The 21008-nt window shown below is 65.9% G+C and carries 17 protein-coding genes, 1 tRNA gene, 1 rRNA gene and 2 pseudogenes; 10 read left to right on the top strand and 11 right to left on the bottom strand.

Annotation, left to right across the window (positions count from 1 at the left end):
* Together rrf and SALMUC_RS26205 are read left to right on the top strand one after the other, a co-directional pair.
* A 5S ribosomal RNA gene (gene rrf, locus SALMUC_RS31940) occupies positions 1-85 on the top strand; the annotation flags it as partial.
* An 89-nt stretch (positions 86-174) separates the two neighbouring features.
* A tRNA-Met gene (locus SALMUC_RS26205) sits at positions 175-251 on the top strand.
* Between the two features lie 310 nt (positions 252-561).
* Here the strand turns inward: SALMUC_RS26205 and SALMUC_RS26200 are convergent.
* The 9 genes and pseudogenes from SALMUC_RS26200 to SALMUC_RS26165 all read right to left on the bottom strand — a co-directional run bounded on the left by SALMUC_RS26200 (position 562) and on the right by SALMUC_RS26165 (position 9546).
* Positions 562-1404 (bottom strand): recombinase family protein, encoded by an 843-nt coding sequence (locus SALMUC_RS26200; protein WP_021121033.1) that lies wholly within the window; start codon positions 1402-1404, stop codon positions 562-564.
* A 42-nt stretch (positions 1405-1446) separates the two neighbouring features.
* Positions 1447-1575, bottom strand: coding sequence for a hypothetical protein (locus tag SALMUC_RS31620; RefSeq protein ID WP_020041829.1), 129 nt, complete (start codon positions 1573-1575; stop codon positions 1447-1449).
* 186 nt (positions 1576-1761) lie between these two features.
* A pseudogene (locus SALMUC_RS26195) lies at positions 1762-2728 on the bottom strand (ATP-binding protein).
* A pseudogene (gene istA / locus SALMUC_RS26190) lies at positions 2673-4624 on the bottom strand (IS21 family transposase); the annotation flags it as partial. The pseudogenes istA and SALMUC_RS26195, both read right to left, overlap by 56 nt.
* Before the next feature lie 74 nt (positions 4625-4698).
* Complete coding sequence (locus SALMUC_RS26185) at positions 4699-5037, bottom strand: alpha/beta-hydrolase N-terminal domain-containing protein (RefSeq protein WP_245584751.1); 339 nt, start codon at positions 5035-5037, stop codon at positions 4699-4701.
* A 40-nt stretch (positions 5038-5077) separates the two neighbouring features.
* A complete protein-coding gene (locus SALMUC_RS26180; RefSeq protein ID WP_020041834.1) occupies positions 5078-5569 on the bottom strand; it encodes a hypothetical protein in 492 nt (163 codons plus the stop codon).
* Between the two features lie 95 nt (positions 5570-5664).
* Complete coding sequence (locus tag SALMUC_RS26175) at positions 5665-6843, bottom strand: mechanosensitive ion channel family protein (RefSeq protein WP_021121028.1); 1179 nt, start codon at positions 6841-6843, stop codon at positions 5665-5667.
* 62 nt (positions 6844-6905) lie between these two features.
* On the bottom strand, positions 6906-8252 hold the full coding sequence (locus SALMUC_RS26170; protein ID WP_021121027.1) for a serine hydrolase domain-containing protein: 1347 nt from the start codon (positions 8250-8252) through the stop codon (positions 6906-6908).
* Entirely contained in the window at positions 8233-9546 is a 1314-nt protein-coding gene (locus SALMUC_RS26165) for an alginate export family protein (RefSeq protein WP_245584750.1), read from the bottom strand. Before SALMUC_RS26165 ends, SALMUC_RS26170 begins: the two co-directional genes overlap by 20 nt.
* Positions 9547-9848: 302 nt before the next feature.
* Between SALMUC_RS26165 and SALMUC_RS26160 the strand changes: the two genes are divergently transcribed.
* From SALMUC_RS26160 to SALMUC_RS26150, 4 genes are all read left to right on the top strand, one after another.
* Positions 9849-10343 (top strand): hypothetical protein, encoded by a 495-nt coding sequence (locus SALMUC_RS26160; protein WP_020041838.1) that lies wholly within the window; start codon positions 9849-9851, stop codon positions 10341-10343.
* Positions 10344-10707: 364 nt separating this feature from the next.
* Positions 10708-10836, top strand: a complete 129-nt coding sequence (locus SALMUC_RS31615; RefSeq protein WP_020041839.1) for a hypothetical protein — start codon at positions 10708-10710, stop codon at positions 10834-10836.
* A 39-nt stretch (positions 10837-10875) separates the two neighbouring features.
* On the top strand, positions 10876-12006 hold the full coding sequence (locus tag SALMUC_RS26155; protein WP_020041840.1) for a plasmid recombination protein: 1131 nt from the start codon (positions 10876-10878) through the stop codon (positions 12004-12006).
* Between the two features lie 120 nt (positions 12007-12126).
* Positions 12127-12468 (top strand): hypothetical protein, encoded by a 342-nt coding sequence (locus SALMUC_RS26150; protein WP_020041841.1) that lies wholly within the window; start codon positions 12127-12129, stop codon positions 12466-12468.
* 326 nt (positions 12469-12794) lie between these two features.
* Here SALMUC_RS26150 and SALMUC_RS26145 read toward each other — a convergent pair whose 3' ends face one another.
* On the bottom strand, positions 12795-13985 hold the full coding sequence (locus SALMUC_RS26145) for a DUF4082 domain-containing protein (protein WP_021121025.1): 1191 nt from the start codon (positions 13983-13985) through the stop codon (positions 12795-12797).
* A 63-nt stretch (positions 13986-14048) separates the two neighbouring features.
* Positions 14049-15086 carry a cadherin-like domain-containing protein gene (locus SALMUC_RS30760; RefSeq protein WP_198014692.1) on the bottom strand — a complete coding sequence of 346 codons (1038 nt, stop codon included), beginning with the start codon at positions 15084-15086 and terminating at the stop codon, positions 14049-14051.
* Between SALMUC_RS30760 and SALMUC_RS26140 the strand changes: the two genes are divergently transcribed.
* The 4 genes from SALMUC_RS26140 (at position 15046) to glpD (ending at position 20982) form a co-directional block, all read left to right on the top strand.
* The gene (locus SALMUC_RS26140; protein WP_020041842.1) at positions 15046-16209 is read left to right on the top strand and encodes a sialidase family protein; all 1164 of its coding nucleotides are present in this window, start codon (positions 15046-15048) and stop codon (positions 16207-16209) included. The two genes, SALMUC_RS30760 and SALMUC_RS26140, sit on opposite strands and share 41 nt — an antisense overlap.
* 172 nt (positions 16210-16381) lie before the next feature.
* On the top strand, positions 16382-17197 hold the full coding sequence (locus SALMUC_RS26135) for a hypothetical protein (protein WP_020041843.1): 816 nt from the start codon (positions 16382-16384) through the stop codon (positions 17195-17197).
* Positions 17198-17362: 165 nt separating this feature from the next.
* On the top strand, positions 17363-19252 hold the full coding sequence (locus SALMUC_RS26130) for a bifunctional sugar phosphate isomerase/epimerase/4-hydroxyphenylpyruvate dioxygenase family protein (protein ID WP_020041844.1): 1890 nt from the start codon (positions 17363-17365) through the stop codon (positions 19250-19252).
* 140 nt (positions 19253-19392) lie between these two features.
* Positions 19393-20982, top strand: coding sequence for a glycerol-3-phosphate dehydrogenase (glpD, locus tag SALMUC_RS26125; RefSeq protein WP_020041845.1), 1590 nt, complete (start codon positions 19393-19395; stop codon positions 20980-20982).
* The last annotated feature ends 26 nt before the right edge of the window (positions 20983-21008 follow it).

Raw genomic sequence — 21008 nt, 5'->3', positions numbered from 1 at the left:
GGCTCCATTCCGAACCCGGCCGTTAAGTGCCGTCGCGCCGATGGTACTGCGTCTCAAGACGTGGGAGAGTAGGTCGCCGCCAAACCTAGAAAAAACCACACGTATCTCTCTGCGATGAAACAAACACACGCTGCAAAAAAGGCCTCGAAACCCGAAACGCAGCTCACAAATTGCCGCGGGATGGAGCAGTCCGGTAGCTCGTCAGGCTCATAACCTGAAGGTCGCAGGTTCAAATCCTGCTCCCGCAACCAAATCAACAAAACGCCCCGCTGCAAAAAAGCCGCGGGGCCTTTTGGTGTGCGGCCTCCTAAACGCACGCGAACGCTCGCTGTGCTCCGCGTCCCTGGACAGGTCCGGCTTGCCCGTCCCGCGCGTCGGGGTCACCCCACACCCGCACCTCGCCCAGAAGCTCTCGCAGCAGCGCGTTCGCGGCCACCATCTGGTCGCTGCCCATGAGCAGGTCCTCCAGACGCGCCACCTGGGCCTGATAGATCGCTTCCAGATCCGCCGGGGAGGGCGGGGCGACCGGCGTCTCGCCGACACGCGCCGAGAGCTCGGCTCTCAGTGCGGCGCGCTCGGCCTCACGGCTCTCGAGGCGTGCGAGGATCGCATCGGATGCGTCTTCCCCCTCTCGAGCCGGTCGAGCAGGCGCTCGATCGCGGTCTCGAGCTTCGCCAGCTTGCTTTCGAGTGCCTTGCGCGCCGGCGCGACTGCGCTCGCCCGGGCGCCCATGATCCGCGCGACTTCACCGGCGAACTGCTCCGCGAACTCGGCGGTCATCAGCCCGCTGCGCAGGCGCGCGAGCACGCGGGCCTCCAGCTTGTCGCGGGTGATCGTCCGGCGATTGTCGCATTCTTGCGATCCGCGGGTCTTGTGGCGGTAGCAGCCGTAGCGCTCTTTGCCGACGAGGGTGAAGCCGCCACCGCAGCAGCCGCATTTGACGATGCCGTTCAGCAGGTACCGCGCGCGGTGGCTGTCGTTGAGCGGCGCCGTCTTGCCGGCGTAGGTCGCGTGCGTCCGCTCCGGGCGGTCCTGCACGGCGTTCCAGAGATCGTCCTCGATGATCGCAAGCTCGGGCGCCTCGCCGAACATGATGTGATGCTCCTCGCTCGCCGGGCGCGAGATGCGGTTGCCGGTGTCGGGATCGTAGGAGAAGCTGTTCCGGCCGTAGACGATACCGGCTACATACGCCTCGTTGCGCAGCATGCCGTCGCGCTTCTTGGCGTTGCCGCGGATGGTGGCGTCGTTCCACTTGCCGCCCGACGGAGACGGGACGCCTTCGACGTTCAACGTCGCCGCGATCTTCCGCGGCGATAGACCGGCGGCGTAGTCGCGGAAGATCCGCCGTACCACCTCGGCCGCCTCCGTATCGACCTCGCGGTTCAGGCCCTTCTCGCATGGCACGACACGGTAACCATAGGCCAGTCCCGCGGCGACGCGGCCCCGCTAGGTGGTGCGGATCTGGCCCCGCCGGGTCTTGTCCGCGATCTCCTGCGACTGATGCTCGGCGATCGCGCCCATGAAAGGCAGGATGTTCCAGGCGATCTTGCCGCCATTGGCCGCGTAGAGCGCCACGTTGCGGCTCTCGAACCACTCCGCGAGCGTGCTGATATCCGCGGCGCGGCGGCCTTCATGTCAATCGGCATGCAATCTTGACCCCCTATCGGCATCCAAAAATGACCCCCATGGAGCGCACGGTAGCTGGCCCGATGCGGTGTAGCTCCCATACAGCGCAGCCGTATCGGGCCAGCGGGGTCTTGGTCATTCGCGGGTCTTGAAGCGCCAGCTCTCGTTGCCGGTTTCGAGGAGGTCGCAGTTCGAGCCGGTGCGCGCAGCGCTGAAACGTCCGGGGGACGCTTCAAGGCCGAACGGGTGAGCCGGTCGAGCAGCGCAGTGGTCATCTTGGCGTCGCCGAAGACCGATGGCCATTCCCCGAAGTCGAGATTGGTCGTCACGATGATCGAGGGGCGTTCGTAGAGGCGGCTGATGAGAAGGAACAGCAGCTGGCCGCCGGTCTGCGCGAAGGGGAGATAGCCGAGTTCGTCGAGGAGTGAGCCATCGCGTCGCCATGCGTTCGAGACCGATGGCGAACAAGTCGAGGCGGCAGAGCAGGTCTGCCGTGCGCCCCTGTCGGTCGGCACGGGCTTCGGCATCGAGCTTGTTCACGAGGTCCACGACGTTGAAGAAGCGCCCCCGTTTGCCGCGCCGGATGCAGGCCCGTGCGATGCTCACGGCGAGGTGGGATTTGCCGGTCCCGGTGCCGCCGATCAGCACGACATTGCGCTGGTGTTCGAGGAACTCGCCGGCGGCCAGATCGCGCACCAGCGTCTCGTTGATCGGGGCTTCCTCGAAGCTGAACTCATCGACCTCTTTCGCCAGCGGCAACTTGGCAATGGTCATCTGATATTTGATCGAGCGCGCGCTCGCCATTGTTCTTGAACCAATGGCGCACAATGGCTCGCTCTCGCTGATCTCGGCATTCAGCAGGTTGTCACGCCAGAGGCGTGCCTGCGGCACGACGATCTGTTGCGGTTCGTGCTGACGCTTTACCGCCGTCATGCTGGAAGCATGCCTGTGGCATGACGTGATGATCTCATCGTAGGCGGCGTTCGGGGGCGCCCTCGAACCGGTGGCGGGCTGCCCCCTCACTGCCGTAGAGCTTCAGTTGGCTCATCGTGCCGGGGGCACGCCTTCGGCGTGACGCGTCCAGCACCTGTGATCTTTCCATGATTTGGTCTCCTGAGGCTGTCATAGCGTTTGCAGTCGGCCACGGGCTCGCAGGTCAGCCGCAACGCGTCCGGCGTATCGATGGTCAGCGGCGGTGGCGGCTCCCGATGCCGTGCAAGGATGTTGATGACGACCGAGGCCGCGGGGACCCCTTCGCTCAGGGCCTCGGCACAGGCAGCATCCACCGCATCCAGTCCATCGATCGGGATCATGCTCAGGATCTGGACCATCCATTGCCCGGCAGGGCATCACGCAGTGATGTCCCGAGAGGGGGGCCGGTCGCCGTTCGGCACCTTGCCAAGCTTGCGCTGCACGCGCCTGATCGCCGGCGGCAGGTCCCAGTCCTTGAAGGGGGCGCCGTTCCGGAGGGCGTCCCGCTGCCCGGCAGCACATGCTGTGCATGTGCGAGAGGGGGCTTGAGAGCCAGAACCGGAATGTAGTGCAACGGGTCGTAGATGGCCTTGTCGCGCCCGAAGGTCGTCCATTGAGGCGGTCGTCAGTGATTGCGCCATTGGTCCGAGCGATCACTGGCGACGGTCCGAGCCCAATGGACGACGGCGTGCTGCCCCACGATCTTGCCGTCCTGCCAGAACTCGACCCGCTCGGCATAGGCACGGATCTCGACAGGTCGGCCGTCATGCCGGAGGCATGCGTCCCGCATGACCCGGGCGTCCACGGAGTAGCGGTTCTTGTCGAACCGGACGAGACAGGGTGAAGGGCGTCCCGGAATTGGTCCAGTGGACCAATTCAGCCCTGAACGGGCGGAGCCCCGGACGTCGAGACCGAGGCTGGCACGGCATGGAGGCCCCTTTCGGCAGCATCGCGTTGCGATGCGCCTGCCGGGCAATGATCGAACGGACCGACGTAGGGCACGAGACTCGCGCGCTCGTCCTGGAACACATCCCAGATCGTTCGATCCCGAAGCTCCTGGTGCGGATTGGCTTTGGCCCAGGCAGCGCAGCGATCCTCGAGCCAGGCATCGAGTTCGGCGTAGCTCTTGAACTTCGGCCGAGGCACGAAGAACCGTCGCCGCACCACACCGACCTGGTTCTCGACCTGGCCCTTCTCCCAGCCCGAGGCCGGGGTGCATGCCACCGGATCAACCAGATAGTGCCCGCACATTTGCTGGAAGCGGCGATTGTAGGCCCGGTCGCGGCCGACGAAGATCGTGTCGACCGCGGTCTTCGCGTCCATTGTCCTCGGACCAATGGCGGACAATTCCCGCTGTCGTAGATGCCCCGCGTGCAAGTGCCCCCGAAGAAGGCGAAGGCCTTGTCATGGGCGTCGAAGACGATCTCCTGCGTCTCGCGGGGGTAGGCACGCACGAACAGCATCCGGCCGTGACACAGGCGGACATGTGCCACCTTCACCGTGGTCGTCGCGCCGTCGATCACCACGATCTGTTCGTCGGGGAAACGCGCCACTGGCGCCTTTCCTGATCCTCCTTACCTCCAGTCGAACTGGCAGGCCTCGCCTGGATCGAAGGTTAGTGGGACATAGGCGGCCGCAGACGCCTCCCGTTCCTCCCTGTTCCACGACGCTGCATATCGCCGAACTGCATCATAACCGCCGTCGTATCCGCGGGCCCGCAGCTCCTCGAAGATCCGGATAAGGGTCAGCCTCTCACGCTTCGCCTTCCGGGCATTTGCCGCCAGCATGTCATCGAGCTCACCCGTCCAGGGGCCGATCTTCGGCAGCGGCTGGATCATGCGCTCGTAGGTCAGTTCGGTCGCCCCGGACCGGATCACCTTGCGCACCGTGTTCCGCGAGACCCGTAGTTCGCGGCAGATCTGCTTGATCGACTTGTTCGGCATTGGCCTCGGACCAATGGCGGCTCAATGCCTCAATCCTGAAAATACGCCCGCCGCATCTTCGCAATCGTCTCCACGACCAACATCCCACACCGTGCTCCCCGATGACTTCGGGGGCATCATCCACGTCAGTGTAAGGGGGGGCATTTTGGGACGCCGATCACCCCTCTAAGGGGTCAATTTTGCACGCCTGTTCACAGATGTCGTTCTGCCAGACCCGGCTGTAGAGCAGCACCCACAGGAACACCGGAACCAGACCGAGTGCGGTCATCGCTGTCGCCGCCGCGGCGTGCCTTCCGGAGAGCCGCGGCATGTCGGCTGCCCTCCAGAGCAGTCCGAAGATCCGACCGATCAAATAGCCGATCGCCGTGACGACACCGCCAAGAATGCCCTGCACAGCCGGGCCCCGCGGGATCAGAGATGGCATCAGCGACGCCGTGAAAAAGACCAGCCCCAAAAGCAGGCACGGAACCGAAATCGTCCCGACCAGCCAGCGCAAACGCGAGATCCTCATGGCGACCCCGCCACGCGCTCTGTCGTCAGTGGATGACATGTTTGACGACCGACAGCAGGATACCGATCCCGCCGGCGAGCAGCGCGCCCAGCGTCGCGGGAAGGATGCGGCGGTCGATGACCCAGCCCGCCCGCGCCCCAAGCACCGCGAGCAGCGCCACGCACAAGACCCGCGACAGAACCAGGGCTGCCTCAGACCCGATCCAGCCCAGCCAAGCGGCCAGAAACAGGGCGGCCGGCAGGTTGGCGACGGACAGGGTCGGCGCGCTGTGACTCCACGCGGCGCGCCAGCTGTGGCGGGTGATCCGCGTGCGCGCGTCAAGCGCCTGAGACACCAGTTCGGCGAAGGCCTTGGCCAAAGTGATCGCCAGCACGGACCCGAACAGGACCAGCGCGGTCTCGAGCGGTGGCGTCGGATGATCGCCCTGCGCCAGCAGGATGCTCAGCACCATGATCGCGCCGTAGATGATGCCGAAGGCGGCCTTGTCGAAACGTTTCCAGACGGTCGCATCGCTCATCCGCCATTGCTCCGGATGTGCACATCTTGCTGTGGGTAAGGAATCGAGATCCCGGCCTCGCTCAGGGCCTCTTTCATGCGATGTGTGAGATCCCATTAGACGGTCCAATAATCGGATGTCTTGGTCCACGGACGACAAATGAAATTGACCGAACTGGCCGACAGCTCATGCACACGAATGGTCGGTTCAGGATCGGACAGGACAAGCGGGTGCGCGGCCACGGTCCGTGTCATGACGTCGAGCGCTTCGGGAATGGAGTCCTCGTAGGCAATCCCAAAGACGAGATCTACGCGACGTGTCTCGCTCGCGGTGACATTGGTGATGACGTTGCCCCAGACGTTCTTGTTCGGGATGACGATCACCTGGTTGTCGGGCGTGGTGACGGTTGTTGCGACGATGTTCACTGATTTGACGGTGCCGCCAACACCTCCCACGAGGACGTAATCGCCTTCGTCGAAAGGCCGGTTAATCATGATCATCAGCCCGCTGGCGAGATTGCCCAGCGTGTCCTGAAGCGCGAATGCCAGAATGAAGGAGGCGCCTCCGATCATGGCGAATAGCGGTGTGACGTTGACACCGAGCGCGGCCAGCACAAACAACAGACCCACGGCCAGAACCAGCCAGAACACCACCGCAACAAGGAAGGCCTCCAAGAGCTTGGAGATTTTCGGGACCCGTCCGATCCATCTACGCGCGACCCCTCGGGCGGAGCGGGAGACGAACAACAAAGCGGCAAAGGCAAGGATAACGATGCCGATGTCCATTGCGACCGCCAGTCCCCCGTCGGCTCGCGTCAGCCATGACATAAACGCCAAAGCTATGGCCTTGGGGCTGGTCAGGATCGTCTCGTTGAACAAGACAGAATCGCGGTAGGCCCGAAGTTCCGCGACCAGCGCGGCATCGCCTCCCTTTTGCTCCAGAGCATCGACCGTCATCGAAAAGCGCTCGAACAACGCTGCCCGCTCTTCCACGGCGAAAGCGAGCGTCTGGTGGTTCCCATCCGTCGCCTTGGATGGATCATTCAGAAATTCGACCTGACGCTCGGATATCTCTTTCGTCTTGGATTTGACGATCTCCAGCCACGCTTTTGCAGCAGTCTCGAGTTCGTCTTTCGTGAGCGGAATGAGCCTATAGGCCAGTTCTTCCGTCGAGATGGCCGGATCGATCACTTGGTCCGAAGGAGCCGCGTCGACCGCTTCCGGCGCGGCCTCTTGAGAGAAAGCCGGGCTGGAAAGACAAAGAAGCCCAAGGGCAAACAGGCGCAAGACGCGCATTAGAACCGGTCGCATCAGAGCCAACGCATTGCGCGCCCCGCGGACGTGGTTCCCCCCGGCGATCATTCGTCTCGTGACATCAAGAACTCCGCCACCGCCTGATAGGCGGGAAGCGACGTCGGATCTATGAAGCCATTCTGCGCCCGGGGATATGAGGCGAGCCTTACGAGAACCATGTCAGCTGCCGGGTCGATATAGATCGTCTGCCCATGCACGCCGCGCGCGGCATATGCCCCGTGATCGTTATGCAAGACCCACCATTGGCTGGTGTAGCTGCCAGGGCCGAAGGTCGGAAACCCGGCTCCAAACTTGGAGCGGTCGCCGCCCGCGCTGATTTTTTCGACGACCTCGGCTGGGAAGAGCCTCTCGCCGTTGATTTCGCCTTCGTTCAGCATCAACTGGCCCAGACGCCCAAGGTCGCGCAGGCCGGCGGTGATCCCTCCGCCCGCGAACGGCACGCCGTTTCCATCGACCGTCTGATAGGCGCTTTGCTCGACGCCCATGGGGCGCCACAGCCGGTCTGATGCGAGCTCCGTCACTGACTGGCCCGATACGCGGCTGATAATCCAGCCGAGCATGTCGGAATTGATCGTCTTGTAGTGGAATTCGTCGCCGTGATTGCCCTCAGGCTCGACCTGTTGAAGGTATTCCCAATAGCCTTCCGGCCCCTCGTAGTCTTCAGGCTTGGGTAGCGGGCTCGCGGCGCGGGAATAGAGCCAGATATCGGCGTTGGGATCGGAGTAGTCCTCGGAGTATTTCACGCCCGTGGTCATATCCATGACCTGCCGGACGGTCGCCGTCGCGAAGGCGCTGCCCTCGATCTCGGGGATGATGTCCGCGACAAGTGCGGTGTCGTCGAGCGTGCCCTCGACCACCATGATCTCGGCCAGAAGGCCGGTGAAGGACTTCGTCATCGACATGATGGCGTGCTTGCCGCCTTCGTCGAGGCAGCCGAAATAGCGCTCGTAGACCACTTCGCCGCGATGCAGGATCAGCATGCCGTCGGTGTAGTTGGCGTAGAGGCTCTCCTCCCAGGTCATCTCCTCGTCGCTGTTCTGCGGGGTGAAGGTGACCGCGTCGATCTGCCGGCGAAGCTCCGCAAAGTCATGCGGCGCGGGGTAGTCCAGCGGAACCGGCGCATCGAGCCCGCGGCTGATCTCCTCGGTGGGAAGGAACTCGCGCAGGTGGCAGACCGACCAGCGCAGCTTGGGGAAGCTGAAATAGACGCTGTCGGGCTGGGTGATGATCTTGTCGGGTGGCGGCGGGAAGCCCTGCATCCAGCCCATGACATTCGGATCGGAATCCCGTGCCGTCAGAGGCTCCGACTGCGCGACAGCACCGGTCGGAACGGCAAGCGCCAGCCCGATCCAGGCAGCCAATGCGACGAGATTAGAAGTTGACGACGACATTCACGAAGCCTCCGGTCCAGGTGTCCGCGCTCCCGCCGACGACATCGTCGATGCCGGCGCCGGGAAAAGATACCGACAGGCCCGCGGTCAGGAACGTGTTGCGATTGATGATGCGGCTGTATTCGACGAAGAGATCGTCGGCGAGATGGGCGTCGGTGACGCCCGAGACGACGTTGCCGTCCACGTCCACGCGGGTCGCCTGGCCGAACTGCACGGGGCTGCCCAGCTCGTTCGCCCGGATATGCGCGTAACGCACCGTCCAGGTGTCGGCCGGCGACGGCTGGAAGCGAAGTGCCGCCGTCAGGGCGTTGACGTTCGAGTTGATGAAGGTCGAGGCGGACTTCGATCCCGTCGCCCACGCGCTCGGGCTGCCCTGGTAGTAGAGGGGATCGAAGCGCTCGAGCGTCGCGGTGTCCGGATCGTCCCCGGAAAAGGTCTGGTAACCGAGGGTCAGGCTCGGAGACCATGCCACGTCGGCGAAGGTGTATCCTGCCGTCACCCGCCCGGCCCAGGCCTCGAGATCGATCTGGTCGCTCCATTGGTAGGCGACCTCGCCGGTGAAGGACCAGTTCTCCAGCGCGCCGCCGAGAGGGTTCGTCTGACCGTAGAACCCGAGGGTCCGCGTGCCTTCTCGCGCGCCCGGCGTCACCGTGGGCGCCCCGCTCCCGTCGGGGGCGGCCTGCGGATAGGGCGTGTCGGAGGCAAGCACATCGACATAGGTCGCGCCAAGATATCCCCCGGCGGGATCGTCGAAGCGCAGATCGAGGCCCGCCAGTTCGTTGCCCCCGTCGGTAGACGGCAGCTCGTTCGGGTCGAGAAAGAACGCCGTTCCGGAAATGTTTCCGGACGATAGACGCCCGATCGCGGCCCGTTCCCATGCCTTTCGCGGCCCGAACTTCAACGCGCCCCGCTCGAACCCGCTTGTCGCGCCGTTCGCGATCAGCATCCCCGTCCCGAGCGTCAGTTCGCGCGCCCCGAGCGAGAGGTCATAGGACAGGCCCGCGCCGATATCCCCGCGCAGCGCCAGATACGCCTCTTCGAGCGTGGTCTCGCCGGTATCGCCGGTGTCGAAGGCTTCCGTTCCCCATGTGTAGGACGAAACGGCCGACAGCTTTCCGTAAAGCGTTGCCGCTGGACCCGCCCGATGCTCGAAGCTGACACCCGGCTTGATGTAGCCCTCCAGCCATTCGGTGTCGGGATCGAAGCCGCTGCCGGGGTTCGTTGTGGTGGCCAGGTCCCAGAACAGGTTGCGCTCGGCGACGGCGTTGAGGCCGAACTGAAGGTGTCCGCGCACGGTAAGCCGATCCTGCGCGTAAAAGAGCATAGGGTCCCGATCCTGTGTGCGTGCTGGCGCAACCCCAAGACATGAAAGCAACCCGATGCCAGCTCCGACGCCGGCGATACGTCTGGGAATAGCAGCATGAGATCGGCAACTCGCTTCCGGGCGCCCCTCGCGATCTCGACGTTGTAGAAAAGGAAGCGAAAAGACAGCCATGGTGCCCGCGCAAGAATGTTACCATGCGAGTGTCCAAAAATTTTGCTTGCTTGCCAAGCCTCTCGTCGCCCAAAATGGGTGGCGCAGCAAGAGAGGCCGCGATGCCGTCACGCAGCACGTGCCAAGGCGAACTCATAAGATCGAACTTCCGGACGGTATGGCCGGTCCATCTTTCGGGTTTCACCCGTCTGCTTGTTCAGCTGAGGAAGCGCTTCGACGGTGACCTTGATCTGGCCCTCGTCCTCGCTGTGATCGGAAGCCGGACGCAGCCTGAGAATTTGACACTCGCACTTACAAACCTTGGCGGAATGACGAGCGAAGGTGTTCCGGAAGGCCGACAGCTTCCGATAAACATCCAGTCGGTTGCCGAATATTCCGGCATCCCAAGAGAAACGGTGCGCCGGAAGGTGGCCACGTTGCAATACAAGGGCTGGGTGACACGTGCTGAGGATGGACGACTTGCCGTGGCGCGACGCGCGGCGCACGACCTGGAAGATGCAACGGGCGAGACAATTGCCTACCTTGCCGCTCTGCTGACTGTCTTCCAGGCCTGTCACCCCTTGGACGATCGATCACCGAGCCAAAATGACTTCTGAATGCGGCGAGTTCGATTGAGAATAATTGATCCATGATCAGCTGCACGCCCGGAGGTCCGCTATTGCGCCGCCGCACCGCAGCATCAAGCACGTCGACGAACGGCCGGACTGGGCCGGTCAAGTCGATCGCGAGGCGGGATCGTATGGATCTTTCAAAGTCCGTTTCCGGCGCAAAGCTGACAAGCGTGCGCTGTATCGCAGGTGGGTGGTTTAGACGCCGGCTTGCGGTCCCGTCGATCTTGGGGCGCGTTTAGCAGTGCTCCTGCCCTGAGCCCGGGCGGGCTCCAATTTTCTGCCCCCATACGTTTCCGCGCTCTGACACATCATCCGACGTCCTGCACATCGATCAATCGGCGTGCGGAAGATGACCGGTTCCACCGCCAGCTATCCCGTGGTCCTACGGTTCGAGGGCATGTCGCCTTCGGAGCTCCGCCGCTACGAGGCGCACATGCTGCGGACAGGTGGCGATCTGTCTCATGTCGATGGCGATTGAAGCAGGCTCAATCGACAGCTGATTGGAGATGATGATTGGGTGGCGCAGGCCCTGGACGAGATCGACGAGATGCGGCTGGAGAACTTCGAGGCCGAAACAGACGGGCTGCGAAAGCGCAATCGCAAGAAGGATCTCCAGGCGCGGATGCTCGAAGGGCCGCGCGATCCCTGGCGGTCGTCGCGGCATGGACCGATGCGGGAGGTCATGCTGACCGCGCACAGGGACTGGTTCGATGGCGACATCGAAAGTTTCCTCGGGGCCGAGGAGAACGAGCGGGTGGAGCAGTTCCCGTCCTGCGCGGTCTCGTGGTTGAAGTACCACTTCGGTGCCGACGTGATCCACCCGAAGGCGGATCTCGACGAGGCCGCATACCACGTCCATGCGGTCATCATGCCGCGTGCGACGGTCCGGCATATGCGCAAGGGCAAACTGCTGAGCGAGCGCAGGATGCTCCAGCCGTCGGTGCATCCGATGATCGCCAATTACGAGGCCGCTCAGACGAATGTCGGCGAGTGGTTCTCGAGCATCGGCCTCGTGCGTGGTGAGCGCCGCAAGGAGGCGTGGCGCAATGCCGTGCTCGCGGGCGAGACGCCGGAGCCCAAGGTTCAGCACAAGCGGACGCGCAAGTGGCGGGAAGAGCAGGACCAGAAGCGGGCAGGGGAGCTGGCCGGCCTGCAATCCGAACGCAAGCAGGTGGCCCGTCAGACCGCCGTGGCGGAAGAGCGGGAGCGCGAGGCCGACGAAGTGCTGTCTTCTGTCGATGCGGTCGTCGACGGGCGTATCGATCCCGAAGAGATTGAAACGTCGGCGAGCGACGCTGATGCCGCCACGCAGACCACGACACCCGGCCGGATGCAGCGCGCGCGGACGGCCTTTCGGCGCGCGTTCGGCGCCATGCGCAAAGACGCGGCTGTGCGCGAGCGTGCCCGTCTCGAGAAGGCGTTCTCCGCGGCGCTCGGCGGTGTGAGCAAAGCGCTCGGGCTGCTCGGCAAGGCGGAGCGCTTGCTGCCCCGGGATGCGGCTGAGCGTCTGTCCCAGTTGCGAACTGCCGCACAAGAAGGCCTCGACCGCTCAACGCTGGATTTCGCGCGCGAGGCCGTTGCGCAGGACCGGCCGACGCCGGCCCGTACGCCGTCGGGCGCTCCGAAGAGTGACCCCCGCGAGGACTGATTTCAGCCCGATCGCAGATTTTCGGTCGACCTCGCTTCCGCGCCAGATCGATCGATCCCCTCTTCTTTGTAGAGGCAATGAGGCCTCGCAATCGTCCACCGCCAGCAAAGGAGTCCCCCGATGGCCGACGACAACATCAACCCCGATCCCGAAGGATCGAAGCCGAGCGAGGTGGCACCGCCGCGCCGCCGGAAGCGGCGCAAGAAGGTCGCCTTCGATCCGTCGAGCGAACGCGCGCGACGCATCAAGGAAAAGCACGAGCGCGACCTCGCCATGGAAGTCACCCGTCAGGAAGAGAGCGCGCGCAAGCGCCGTGCCGTCATGGCCGAGTTGCTCGAAGCCTGGCTCGACGAGGCGGACGACGCGGCTGCCGGCGCATTTCTTCTCGAACTGGCGGAGTACGCCTCCGTCTCGGAAGAGAAGCTTCTCGCCACGCACCCGCGCTTTCCCGAGAACGCCTGACGCGCGGGCGTCAACGCCCAACAGATGAGTGAGCAAAACGGGGTGCGGGTTTTCCGCGCCCCGCTTTCGCACGTCCACTGCATGCTTCGATCATCGTCAGACAGAAGCCGGATGGCGCCGCGTGCGCCGGCGGATCTTGGGTCGTCACATGCGGCGCCATGGCCTATGGGCAGCTACCCTCTGGCTACCCCAAGTGATTGAAAGATCTCGGTGAACTCATGCTCCCGCAACCAAACGACAAAACGCCCCGCTGCAAAAAGCCGCGGGGCGTTTTGTTCTGCGGCCTCCTAATCGGACCCGAACGCTCGCTGTGCCTCGCGTCCCTGTCAGAAGACGAACGCATCCCGATCGAAGTACAGTTCCGGCGCGGTCGGGTCCGGCGGGATCCAAGGCTCGAACACGTGCGATTCCGGGACCGGGCTGTGTTGCCAGGCCGTGGGAAAGTTGCCCGGTGCGACCGGATCGGGGTCCACGGTCGACCGGAAGAGCAAGGCGTCCGGCAGGTTGGCGAAAAAGGCGAAGGCCTCGGGCGCCGGGGTGGTGGGCAGGTTCCATCCGCCGGCCGGCGTTAGCGTACCGAGAGGCGTTGCGACCCCGGCACCGGGCTCGAAGGCGAGATCGCCCCAGTAGTTCGAGGAGTTGTAGCTCTGCGTCGGGAACTGGAGCGAGGTGCCATAGGCATAGACGCCGTTCTGCCCGCTCGGCGCCGTGAGCACGCCGAAGGGATCGGTGAATCCCGACGAGAAGAAATTGCCGCCCGCGAGGTAGTTGTCCTGCGTCTGGTAGGACACGACGTATTCCGTGTTTGCGGCGATCTGCACCGGGGTGTCGAGCGTGGCGACCTGCCAGCCGGCGTTGCCCGGGGCCGAGGTAAAGGTGACGGTCGCCAGTAGGGTGCCGCCTGCGTCCCAGAGATATCCGGGCCGTGTGTCGGTGTCGTCGGCATCGGCGGCCGTGCGCCAGTATTTCAGTGCGGTGACCGCCCCGGTTTCCGTGGCTTCGAAGCGGACGCCGAGCGAGACCGGCTGGCCGTCGTTGTAGCTGGTGCCGGTCACCACCTCGTATGGATCGAAGAGGCTGAAACCGTTGGGCTGTTCGGGCGCGGTGACCTCGACCGTGTCACTGGCGAGGATTGCGGCACCGGGCAGGTTCACGCTGTCGTCGATGGCGCGGGCCAGCACCTCGTAGGTGCCGGCGACGGTCGGCGTCCAGGTGTAGGTCCAGGTGCCGCGGCCGTCGGCGACCTGCCAGGTGGCGCCGCCATCGACGGAGACCTCGACCACGCCGACCACGCCATCGTCGGTGGCGGGGTTGCCGTCGTCGTCTGTGGCGACGCCCGTCAGGACGAGCGGCGTGCCCGTGGAAACGGTCGCGGGCAGGTCGACCAGGGTCGTCGTCGCCGGGATGGCGTCCGTGGAGGCGCTGGCGCGGACCAGCCCCTGTGCCGTCCGGGCCGAAGAGCTGCCCGGTGAGCGAATTCTCGGGCTCGGCGCGATACGCGTGCCGGTCTCATCCACCGCGTCGACAAAGCGCAGGTCGCGCCAGGTCCCCGTCCATTCGTTCGAGGGGTCGATGTTGGCCTAGTCCTCGGGCCCCGCATCGAGCGAGACGTTGGCCCAGGTCTCCTTGCAGGAAATCAGCGTGCGGAAATCGGTATTCGTACCGTCGATGCTCGCCTCGTAGCGGGTCTTCCAGTAGACCTCGTTGCCGCTCCAGAACAGCAGGTGGACGCCCGCGTCGCGCGCGGCCTCGACGTTGGCCCGCTGGTCGCCGGACCAGTATTCGTCGTGGCCGACCGAGATGTAGGCCTTGTGTCCGAGCAGCGCATCGGGGCCCAGCCGGTAGATCTCAATGCGATAGGGCACGTCGGTGGTGTTCCGGGCGTTCACGTTGATCTTGAGGGAAATCGCGTCGCCGGTGTCGACGCTGATGTCGGTCGCGAAACCCTCGATCTGGTTGCTGATCGGCGCGTCCCAGATGCTCTGTGGCACACCGGGCTTCTCGTTCTCCTGCAGGATCGTGGTGTCGGCGCCATCCGGTGAGGCGCCCACCGTGACCGTGGCGGTGTCGAAGCCGCCCTGGACGTCGGAAATCGTGTAGGCAAAGCTCGCCTGCCGGGTGAAGCCGGCGTCGGGCGTGAAGGTCACCGCATCGTTCGACGGGTCGGAATCGCCAAGGTCGTCGAGCGCGACGCTCCCATCGACCGCGCCCGAGACGGCGGTGACGGTCAGCGGATCGCCCTCTGCGTCGGTCGCGCCGGCCAGCAGCGACACGGCCGGGATCGTGAGCAAGGTGTCCTCGGTGGTCGAAAGCGTCTGCGCCGCCGCGACGGGCGCGTCGTTGACCGGCGTGATCGTCACGCCGACGCTTGCCGGGGCCGAGCGCAGGCCAAGGCTGTCGGCCACGGTATAGGCGATGTCGGTGACCGCACCGTCGTAATCCGGCGCGGGCGTGAAGGTGGTCGCCCGGAGGTGGACCCCGGCGCGGGACGAGGGCGGCCGGGCGCGAGCTCGCGAAGGCGCTAGGTGGAGGCCCCGCCTCGTGGTAATCTGGCCGTCATTGGCGGAGGAGGCCGCGATGCGCGAAGATGGTCTGACGGTCCTGGTCGGAACGACCAAGGGCGCTTTCCTGGTTTCCGGCGGCTCCGAGCGCGGCGGGTGGCGCGTGCGCGGGCCATTCTGCGACGGCTGGCCGATCAATCATGTCGTGGGCGATCCGGAGACCGGCACGCTCTGGGCCGGGGGTGGCGGCGACTGGCACGGAGCGGGCGTCTGGCGCTCGCACGATGGCGGCGAGAGCTGGGAGGTCACGCGGCTGACTGGCGGCATGATGGACGAATGGGCGGCGAACGATGCGGATTTCGCCCGGATGATCGGATGGACCGACACGCCGCTGCCCTTCGACAGGACCTTCCTCCAGGTCTGGAGCCTCTGCCACGCGCACGGACGCCTCTACGCCGGCGTGAAGCCGGCCGGCCTGCTGGTGAGCGAGGACGGCGGGGAAACATGGGACCGGCTCGGCGGCCTCGACGCGCATCCCTCGGCCGAGGGGTGGACCCCCGGCGCCGCCGGGCTGGTGCTGCACACGATCGTGCCGCATCCTTCGAACCCACGATGCGCTCTGGATCGGCATTTCGGTCGGCCGGGGTCGTTCGCGACCGACGACGGCGGCCGGACCTGGGACCGGCGCAACCGTCTGGCGAACGCCGAGGCCTGCGCGGGGCATAGCCACCCGGCCGCCCCGAGCAACGGGCAGACGGGCCTCTGCGTGCACAACATGATGCGCGCGCCCGGCGAGGGCGATGTGCTCTACCAGCAGAACCACCACGGCGTCTGGCGGTCCGCCGACGGCGGGCGCAGCTGGGAAAACATCACCCAGGGGCTGCCCTCGACCTTCGGATTCCCGATCCGGGTCCATCCGCGCGATCCCGAGACCATCTGGACGCTGCCGCTGAACGGCGACGTCGAGGGACGCTTTCCGCCTGATGCCGCGGCGGCGGTCTGGCGCTCGCGCGATGGCGGGCGGACCTGGCGGGCGCTGCGCGAGGGGCTGCCGCAGGACGGGTGCTTCTTCACCGTGCTTCGGCAGGCCATGGCCGGCGACGCGCGCGACCCGGCGGGGGTCTATTTCGGGACCAACAGCGGCTCGGTCTTCGCGAGCCTCGACGAGGGTGAGAGCTGGGACGAGATCGCCCGGCACATGCCGACGATCCTCTCGGTCGAGGTCATGGACCGCCCCTGACTGACTACGCCCCGTCAAGGCGCGCTTTGAGCACGGGACGGTTCATGCTACTTTAACGAGTATTATCTTGTCCGCCCGTCGCGGGGCAGGCCGTCGGGCCGCGTGATGTCTGGCCGTCTCCTGCGTCGTATTTTTCACGCCTGGCCCGCATTTTGACATAAAGGGATTTCCCATGCTCCGTTTGTCCGCATATCTGCGCGTCGCCCTGGCGGCGCTGATATTCCCGCTATTGGTTCCCGTTGCGCCTGCCCTCGCGCAGGGCGGCCCGCCCGTCATCGAGGTCTTCCGTATCGAGCGCGCCCAGGTCTCCGGCCGGGCGGGGCTCGCCTTCACCTGGCAGGTCGAGAACGTCGGCCGGGTGCGCCTGCTGCACGACGGCCGCGAGGTCGAGGCGCGCATCCAGTTGCCCGACGGCTCCTTCGGCTGGCCGCCCGACATGCCGGGCGCTTTCCGGACCACAGGCACCACGGGCACCTATACCCTGATCGCCGAGAATGCCCGGGGCCGGGTCGAGGCGCGGGGAAGTTACCGCGACGGGGGCTGCTTTGCCTGGCTCGTGCCGCCGGGCACGCACTGGACCCGGTGCCGCCGGGGCGGGCTGGTGGCCTCGAACCTGTCGACCACCCTCGCGCCCGGGCCGGCGCGCTGCAACATCACGGGAAGCGTCACCTCGTCCCGGAACTTTCGCGTGAGGGTGCGGGACAATCCCCTGAAGCCGGCCTCCGGCAGCACGACCTACGAGCTCGACACCATCTGGTATCGCCGCGCGGGCCGGGGCGATTTCCGTCCGGTGCGCCTGTCGGGACGGGGCCCCACGCGCAGCTACCCGCTCAACAACCTGAGCGGCGGCTTCGACTACGAGATCGCGCTTGGCCGAAGCTGGCCCTCCAATCCCGCGATCCTGCGCATCCGCTGCCCGGACACGCCCGGCACGCAGCGCATCACGGCCCGGCGGCTGCACAACACCGGCTTCCATCACGAGTACTGAACATCCCCGGGGTGGTCATTGTCCGCCCCGGCATCGCTTGAGAGTGTTAACATCAGGTTATGACGGGCCCGATATGGGTATTTGACGTTACGGGGGTGGATGGTCGACTGTGGTGGTCCTGACAGCAGCGCCCCGCGCGGGGCCACGGACAGCGGAGCCAACCGGATGAAGACCTCCATCGCCACGGTTTCGATCTCGGGCAACCTGCGGGAAAAGCTCGACGCCATCGCGAAGGCCGGTTTCGACGGGATCGAGATCTTCGAACAGGATTTCATCGCCGACAGCGGCACCCCGCGCGAGATCGGGCAGATGATCCGCGACAAGGGGCTCGAGATCACGCTCTTCCAGCCGTTCCGCGATTTCGAGGGGCTGACCGGCCGCCTGCGCGAGAAGGCCTTCGACCGCGCGCGGCACAAGTTCGACGTCATGGGCGAGCTGGGCACCGACCGCATCCTGATCTGTTCCTCGACCCACCCCGAGGCGCTCGGCGGCATCGACCGCGCCGCCGACGACCTGGCCGAGCTGGGCGAGATCGCGGCGCCGCGCGGCATCAAGGTCGGCTACGAGGCGCTGGCCTGGGGGCGGCACGTCAACGACCACCGCGATGCCTGGGAGATCGTGCGCCGCGCAGACCATCCCAACATCGGGCTGATCGTCGACAGCTTTCACACGCTGGCGCGCGGCATCGACCCGGACACCATCCGGCGCATCCCCGGCGACCGCATCTTCTTTGTCCAGCTGGCCGATGCACCGCGCATCGACATGGACCTGCTCTACTGGTCGCGCCACTTCCGCAACATGCCGGGCGAGGGCGACCTCGACGTCACCGGCTTCATGCGTGCCGTGGCCGCGACAGGATACGACGGGCCGATCAGTCTCGAGATCTTCAACGACCAGTTCCGCGGCGCCCGGCCCGACAGCCTTGCGCGCGACGGGCACCGCTCGCTCGTGGCGCTCATGGACCGGGTGCGCCGGGACGAGCCCGACATCCGCATCGACGTGCCCGAGATCCCCGACCGCGTGACCGCGCAGGGCGTCGAGTTCGTCGAGTTCGCCACCCGCGGCGCCGAGGCCGAGGCGCTGGAGCGCCTGCTGGCCGCGATGGGCTTCACGCATGTCGGCAACCACGTCTCGAAGAAGGTGGCGCTCTGGCAGCAGGGCGAGGTGCGGATCGTTCTCAACGGCGAGACCGAGGGCTTTGCCGCCTCGGCCTTCAGCATGCACGGCACCACGGTCTGCGACATCGGCCTGCGCGTCGCCAGCGTCGACGAGACGGTCGAGCGCGCCGTCGCCCTCGGCGCCACGCCCTTCCGGCAGGCTGTCGGGCCGGGCGAGCTGGAGATCCCCGCGATCCGCAGCGTGGGCGGCAGCCTCATGCACTTCATCGACGACAGCAGCGGCCTGTCAGACGTCTGGTCGGTCGAGTTCCGCAAGACCGATGCCGACACGCCGCGCGACGCGGGGCTCGAGCGGGTGGACCACGTGGCCGAGACCATGAACTACGACGAGATGCTGACCTGGTCGCTGTTCTACACCTCGATCTTCGACATGGACCGCAGCGTCATGGTCGACGTGATCGACCCCGACGGAGTGGTGCGCAGCCAGGCGATCCAGGCGCCCGACCGGCGCCTGCGCCTGACGCTCAACGGGGCCGAGACGCATCGCACGCTGGCCGGCGGGTTTCTTGCCGACAGCTTCGGCGGGGCGGTGCAGCACGTGGCCTTCACCACGCGCGACATCTTCGCCACCGCGCGCCGCATGGCCGAGCTGGGCTTCGCGCCGCTGCCGATGACGCGCAACTACTACGACGATCTTGCCGCGCGCTTCACGCTCGAGCCCGAGATGCTCGAGGCGATGAAGGCGGCGAACATCCTCTACGACGAGGACGCGCGCGGCGCCTTCTTCCAGTTCTACAGTCAGCCCTTCGCCGGCGGCTTCTTCTTCGAGATCGTCCAGCGCGACGGGGACTACGACGGCTACGGCGCCCCGAACGCGCCGTTCCGCATCGCGGCGCAGAAGCGCATGATGCGGCCCAAGGACCTGCCGCGCGACTGAGGCGCGGCAGCCCCGGAGCCCGGCACAATCTGCCCGAAGCGCAGGCAGCCCCGGCCGCCGGCGGGGCAGGCCGGGCCCCTCATGTTTTCCTTTCGGGGCTCCGATGCTAGGTATCGGAGAAACCGCAAAGGAGGACTAGGATGTCTTCTTCCGAAGTTCGGGATCTATTCGTGATCGGTGGCGGCGTGAACGGTTGCGGGATCGCCCGCGATGCCGCGGGTCGGGGGCTGAGCGTCACCCTCGCCGAGATGAACGACCTCGCGCAGGCAACCTCGTCGTCGTCGACCAAGCTCTTTCACGGCGGGCTGCGCTACCTCGAGTTCTTCGAGTTCCGGCTGGTGCACGAAGCGCTGGCCGAGCGTGAAGTGCTGCTCAAGGCGATGCCGCACATCAGCTGGCCGATGCGCTTCGTGCTGCCCTTCAGCGGCGACATGCGCTTCGAGAGCGAAACGCCCACCTCACGGCTGCTGTCGCGGGTCATGCCCTGGATGAAGGGCCGGCGGCCCTGGTGGCTGATCCGGCTTGGCCTGTTCATGTACGACCACCTGGGCGGACGCCGCATCCTGCCCGGCACGAAGACGGTCGACCTCGAGCACGGCGCCGAGGGCACGCCCCTGCAGGACCGGTTCGAGCGGGCCTGGGAATACTCCGACTGCTGGGTCGAGGACTCGCGGCTCGTGGTGCTGAACGCGCGCGACGCGCAGGCGCACGGGGCCGAGATCCTCGTGCGCAACAAGGTCGTGCGCACCGCCCGCAAGGACGATCACTGGGAGATCGAGACCGAGGACGAGACCGGCAAGCGGCACGAGTACCGGGCGAAGATGCTGGTCAATGCCGCCGGTCCCTGGGTCGGGGAGGTGCTGCAGGACCGCATCGACCTGCCCTCGAAGGATTCCGTGCGGCTGGTGCGCGGCTCGCACATCGTCACGCGGCGGATTTTCGACCACGACAAGGCCTATTTCTTCCAGGGGACCGACGGACGGATCATCTTCGCGATCCCCTACGAGACGGATTTCACCCTGATCGGCACCACCGAGGCCAAACAGGTCGATCCCGACATGGAGCCCGAGTGCACCGTCGAGGAGCAGGACTACCTGCTGAACTTCGCGAACCAGTACTTCAAGCGCCAGCTCACCCGCGACGACGTGGTCTGGACCTATTCCGGGGTGCGTCCGCTCTACGACGACGGGGCGCGCAGCGCGACGGCGGCGACACGCGAATATGTCCTCAAGCTCGAGGACGAGGGCGGCGCGCCGCTGCTCAATGTCTTCGGCGGCAAGATCACCACCTACCGGCGGCTCGCCGAGGCCGCGCTGGAAAAGATCGCCTCGCAACTGCCCGGCACCGGCAAGCCCTGGACCGCGGGCGCCCCGCTGCCCGGTGGCGACTTTGCCGTCGGCGGCTTCCAGGCGCTCGTGGATCAGTTGCTCGAGGACTACGTCTTTCTCGACGACCGCTGGGCGCGGCGGCTCGTCCGGGCCTACGGCACCGAGGCGCGCGACCTTCTGGGCGACGCCACGACCGAGGCCGACCTCGGTCGCCGTTTCGGCGCGGACCTGACCGAGCGCGAGGTGACCTGGCTGATGGAGCACGAGTTCGCCCGCAGCGCCGCCGACGTGGTCTGGCGTCGCAGCAAGCTGGGCCTGCGGATGCGGCCCGAACAGGTGACCGCGCTCGACGACTGGATGGCCGCGCACCGGTCCGAGATCCTGCCCGCAGCGGCGGAGTGACGCGCCGGAGGCGCCCGGTTTGCATT

The organism is Salipiger mucosus DSM 16094, from assembly GCF_000442255.1.
GTDB classification, from domain to species: domain Bacteria; phylum Pseudomonadota; class Alphaproteobacteria; order Rhodobacterales; family Rhodobacteraceae; genus Salipiger; species Salipiger mucosus.
Note: the sequence above shows the minus strand (reverse complement) of the source record. Positions and strands in the feature narration are given on the sequence as shown.

Coding starts and splice junctions, on each gene's coding strand:
- SALMUC_RS26180 (WP_020041834.1), bottom strand. CDS start 5,569: ATGAGCGATGCGACCGTCTGGAAACGTTTCGACAAGGCCGCCTTCGGC.
- SALMUC_RS26175 (WP_021121028.1), bottom strand. CDS start 6,843: ATGCGCGTCTTGCGCCTGTTTGCCCTTGGGCTTCTTTGTCTTTCCAGC.
- SALMUC_RS26170 (WP_021121027.1), bottom strand. CDS start 8,252: ATGTCGTCGTCAACTTCTAATCTCGTCGCATTGGCTGCCTGGATCGGG.
- SALMUC_RS26160 (WP_020041838.1), top strand. CDS start 9,849: ATGCCGTCACGCAGCACGTGCCAAGGCGAACTCATAAGATCGAACTTC.
- SALMUC_RS31615 (WP_020041839.1), top strand. CDS start 10,708: ATGACCGGTTCCACCGCCAGCTATCCCGTGGTCCTACGGTTCGAGGGC.
- SALMUC_RS26150 (WP_020041841.1), top strand. CDS start 12,127: ATGGCCGACGACAACATCAACCCCGATCCCGAAGGATCGAAGCCGAGC.
- SALMUC_RS26140 (WP_020041842.1), top strand. CDS start 15,046: ATGCGCGAAGATGGTCTGACGGTCCTGGTCGGAACGACCAAGGGCGCT.
- SALMUC_RS26135 (WP_020041843.1), top strand. CDS start 16,382: ATGCTCCGTTTGTCCGCATATCTGCGCGTCGCCCTGGCGGCGCTGATA.
- SALMUC_RS26130 (WP_020041844.1), top strand. CDS start 17,363: ATGAAGACCTCCATCGCCACGGTTTCGATCTCGGGCAACCTGCGGGAA.
- glpD (WP_020041845.1), top strand. CDS start 19,393: ATGTCTTCTTCCGAAGTTCGGGATCTATTCGTGATCGGTGGCGGCGTG.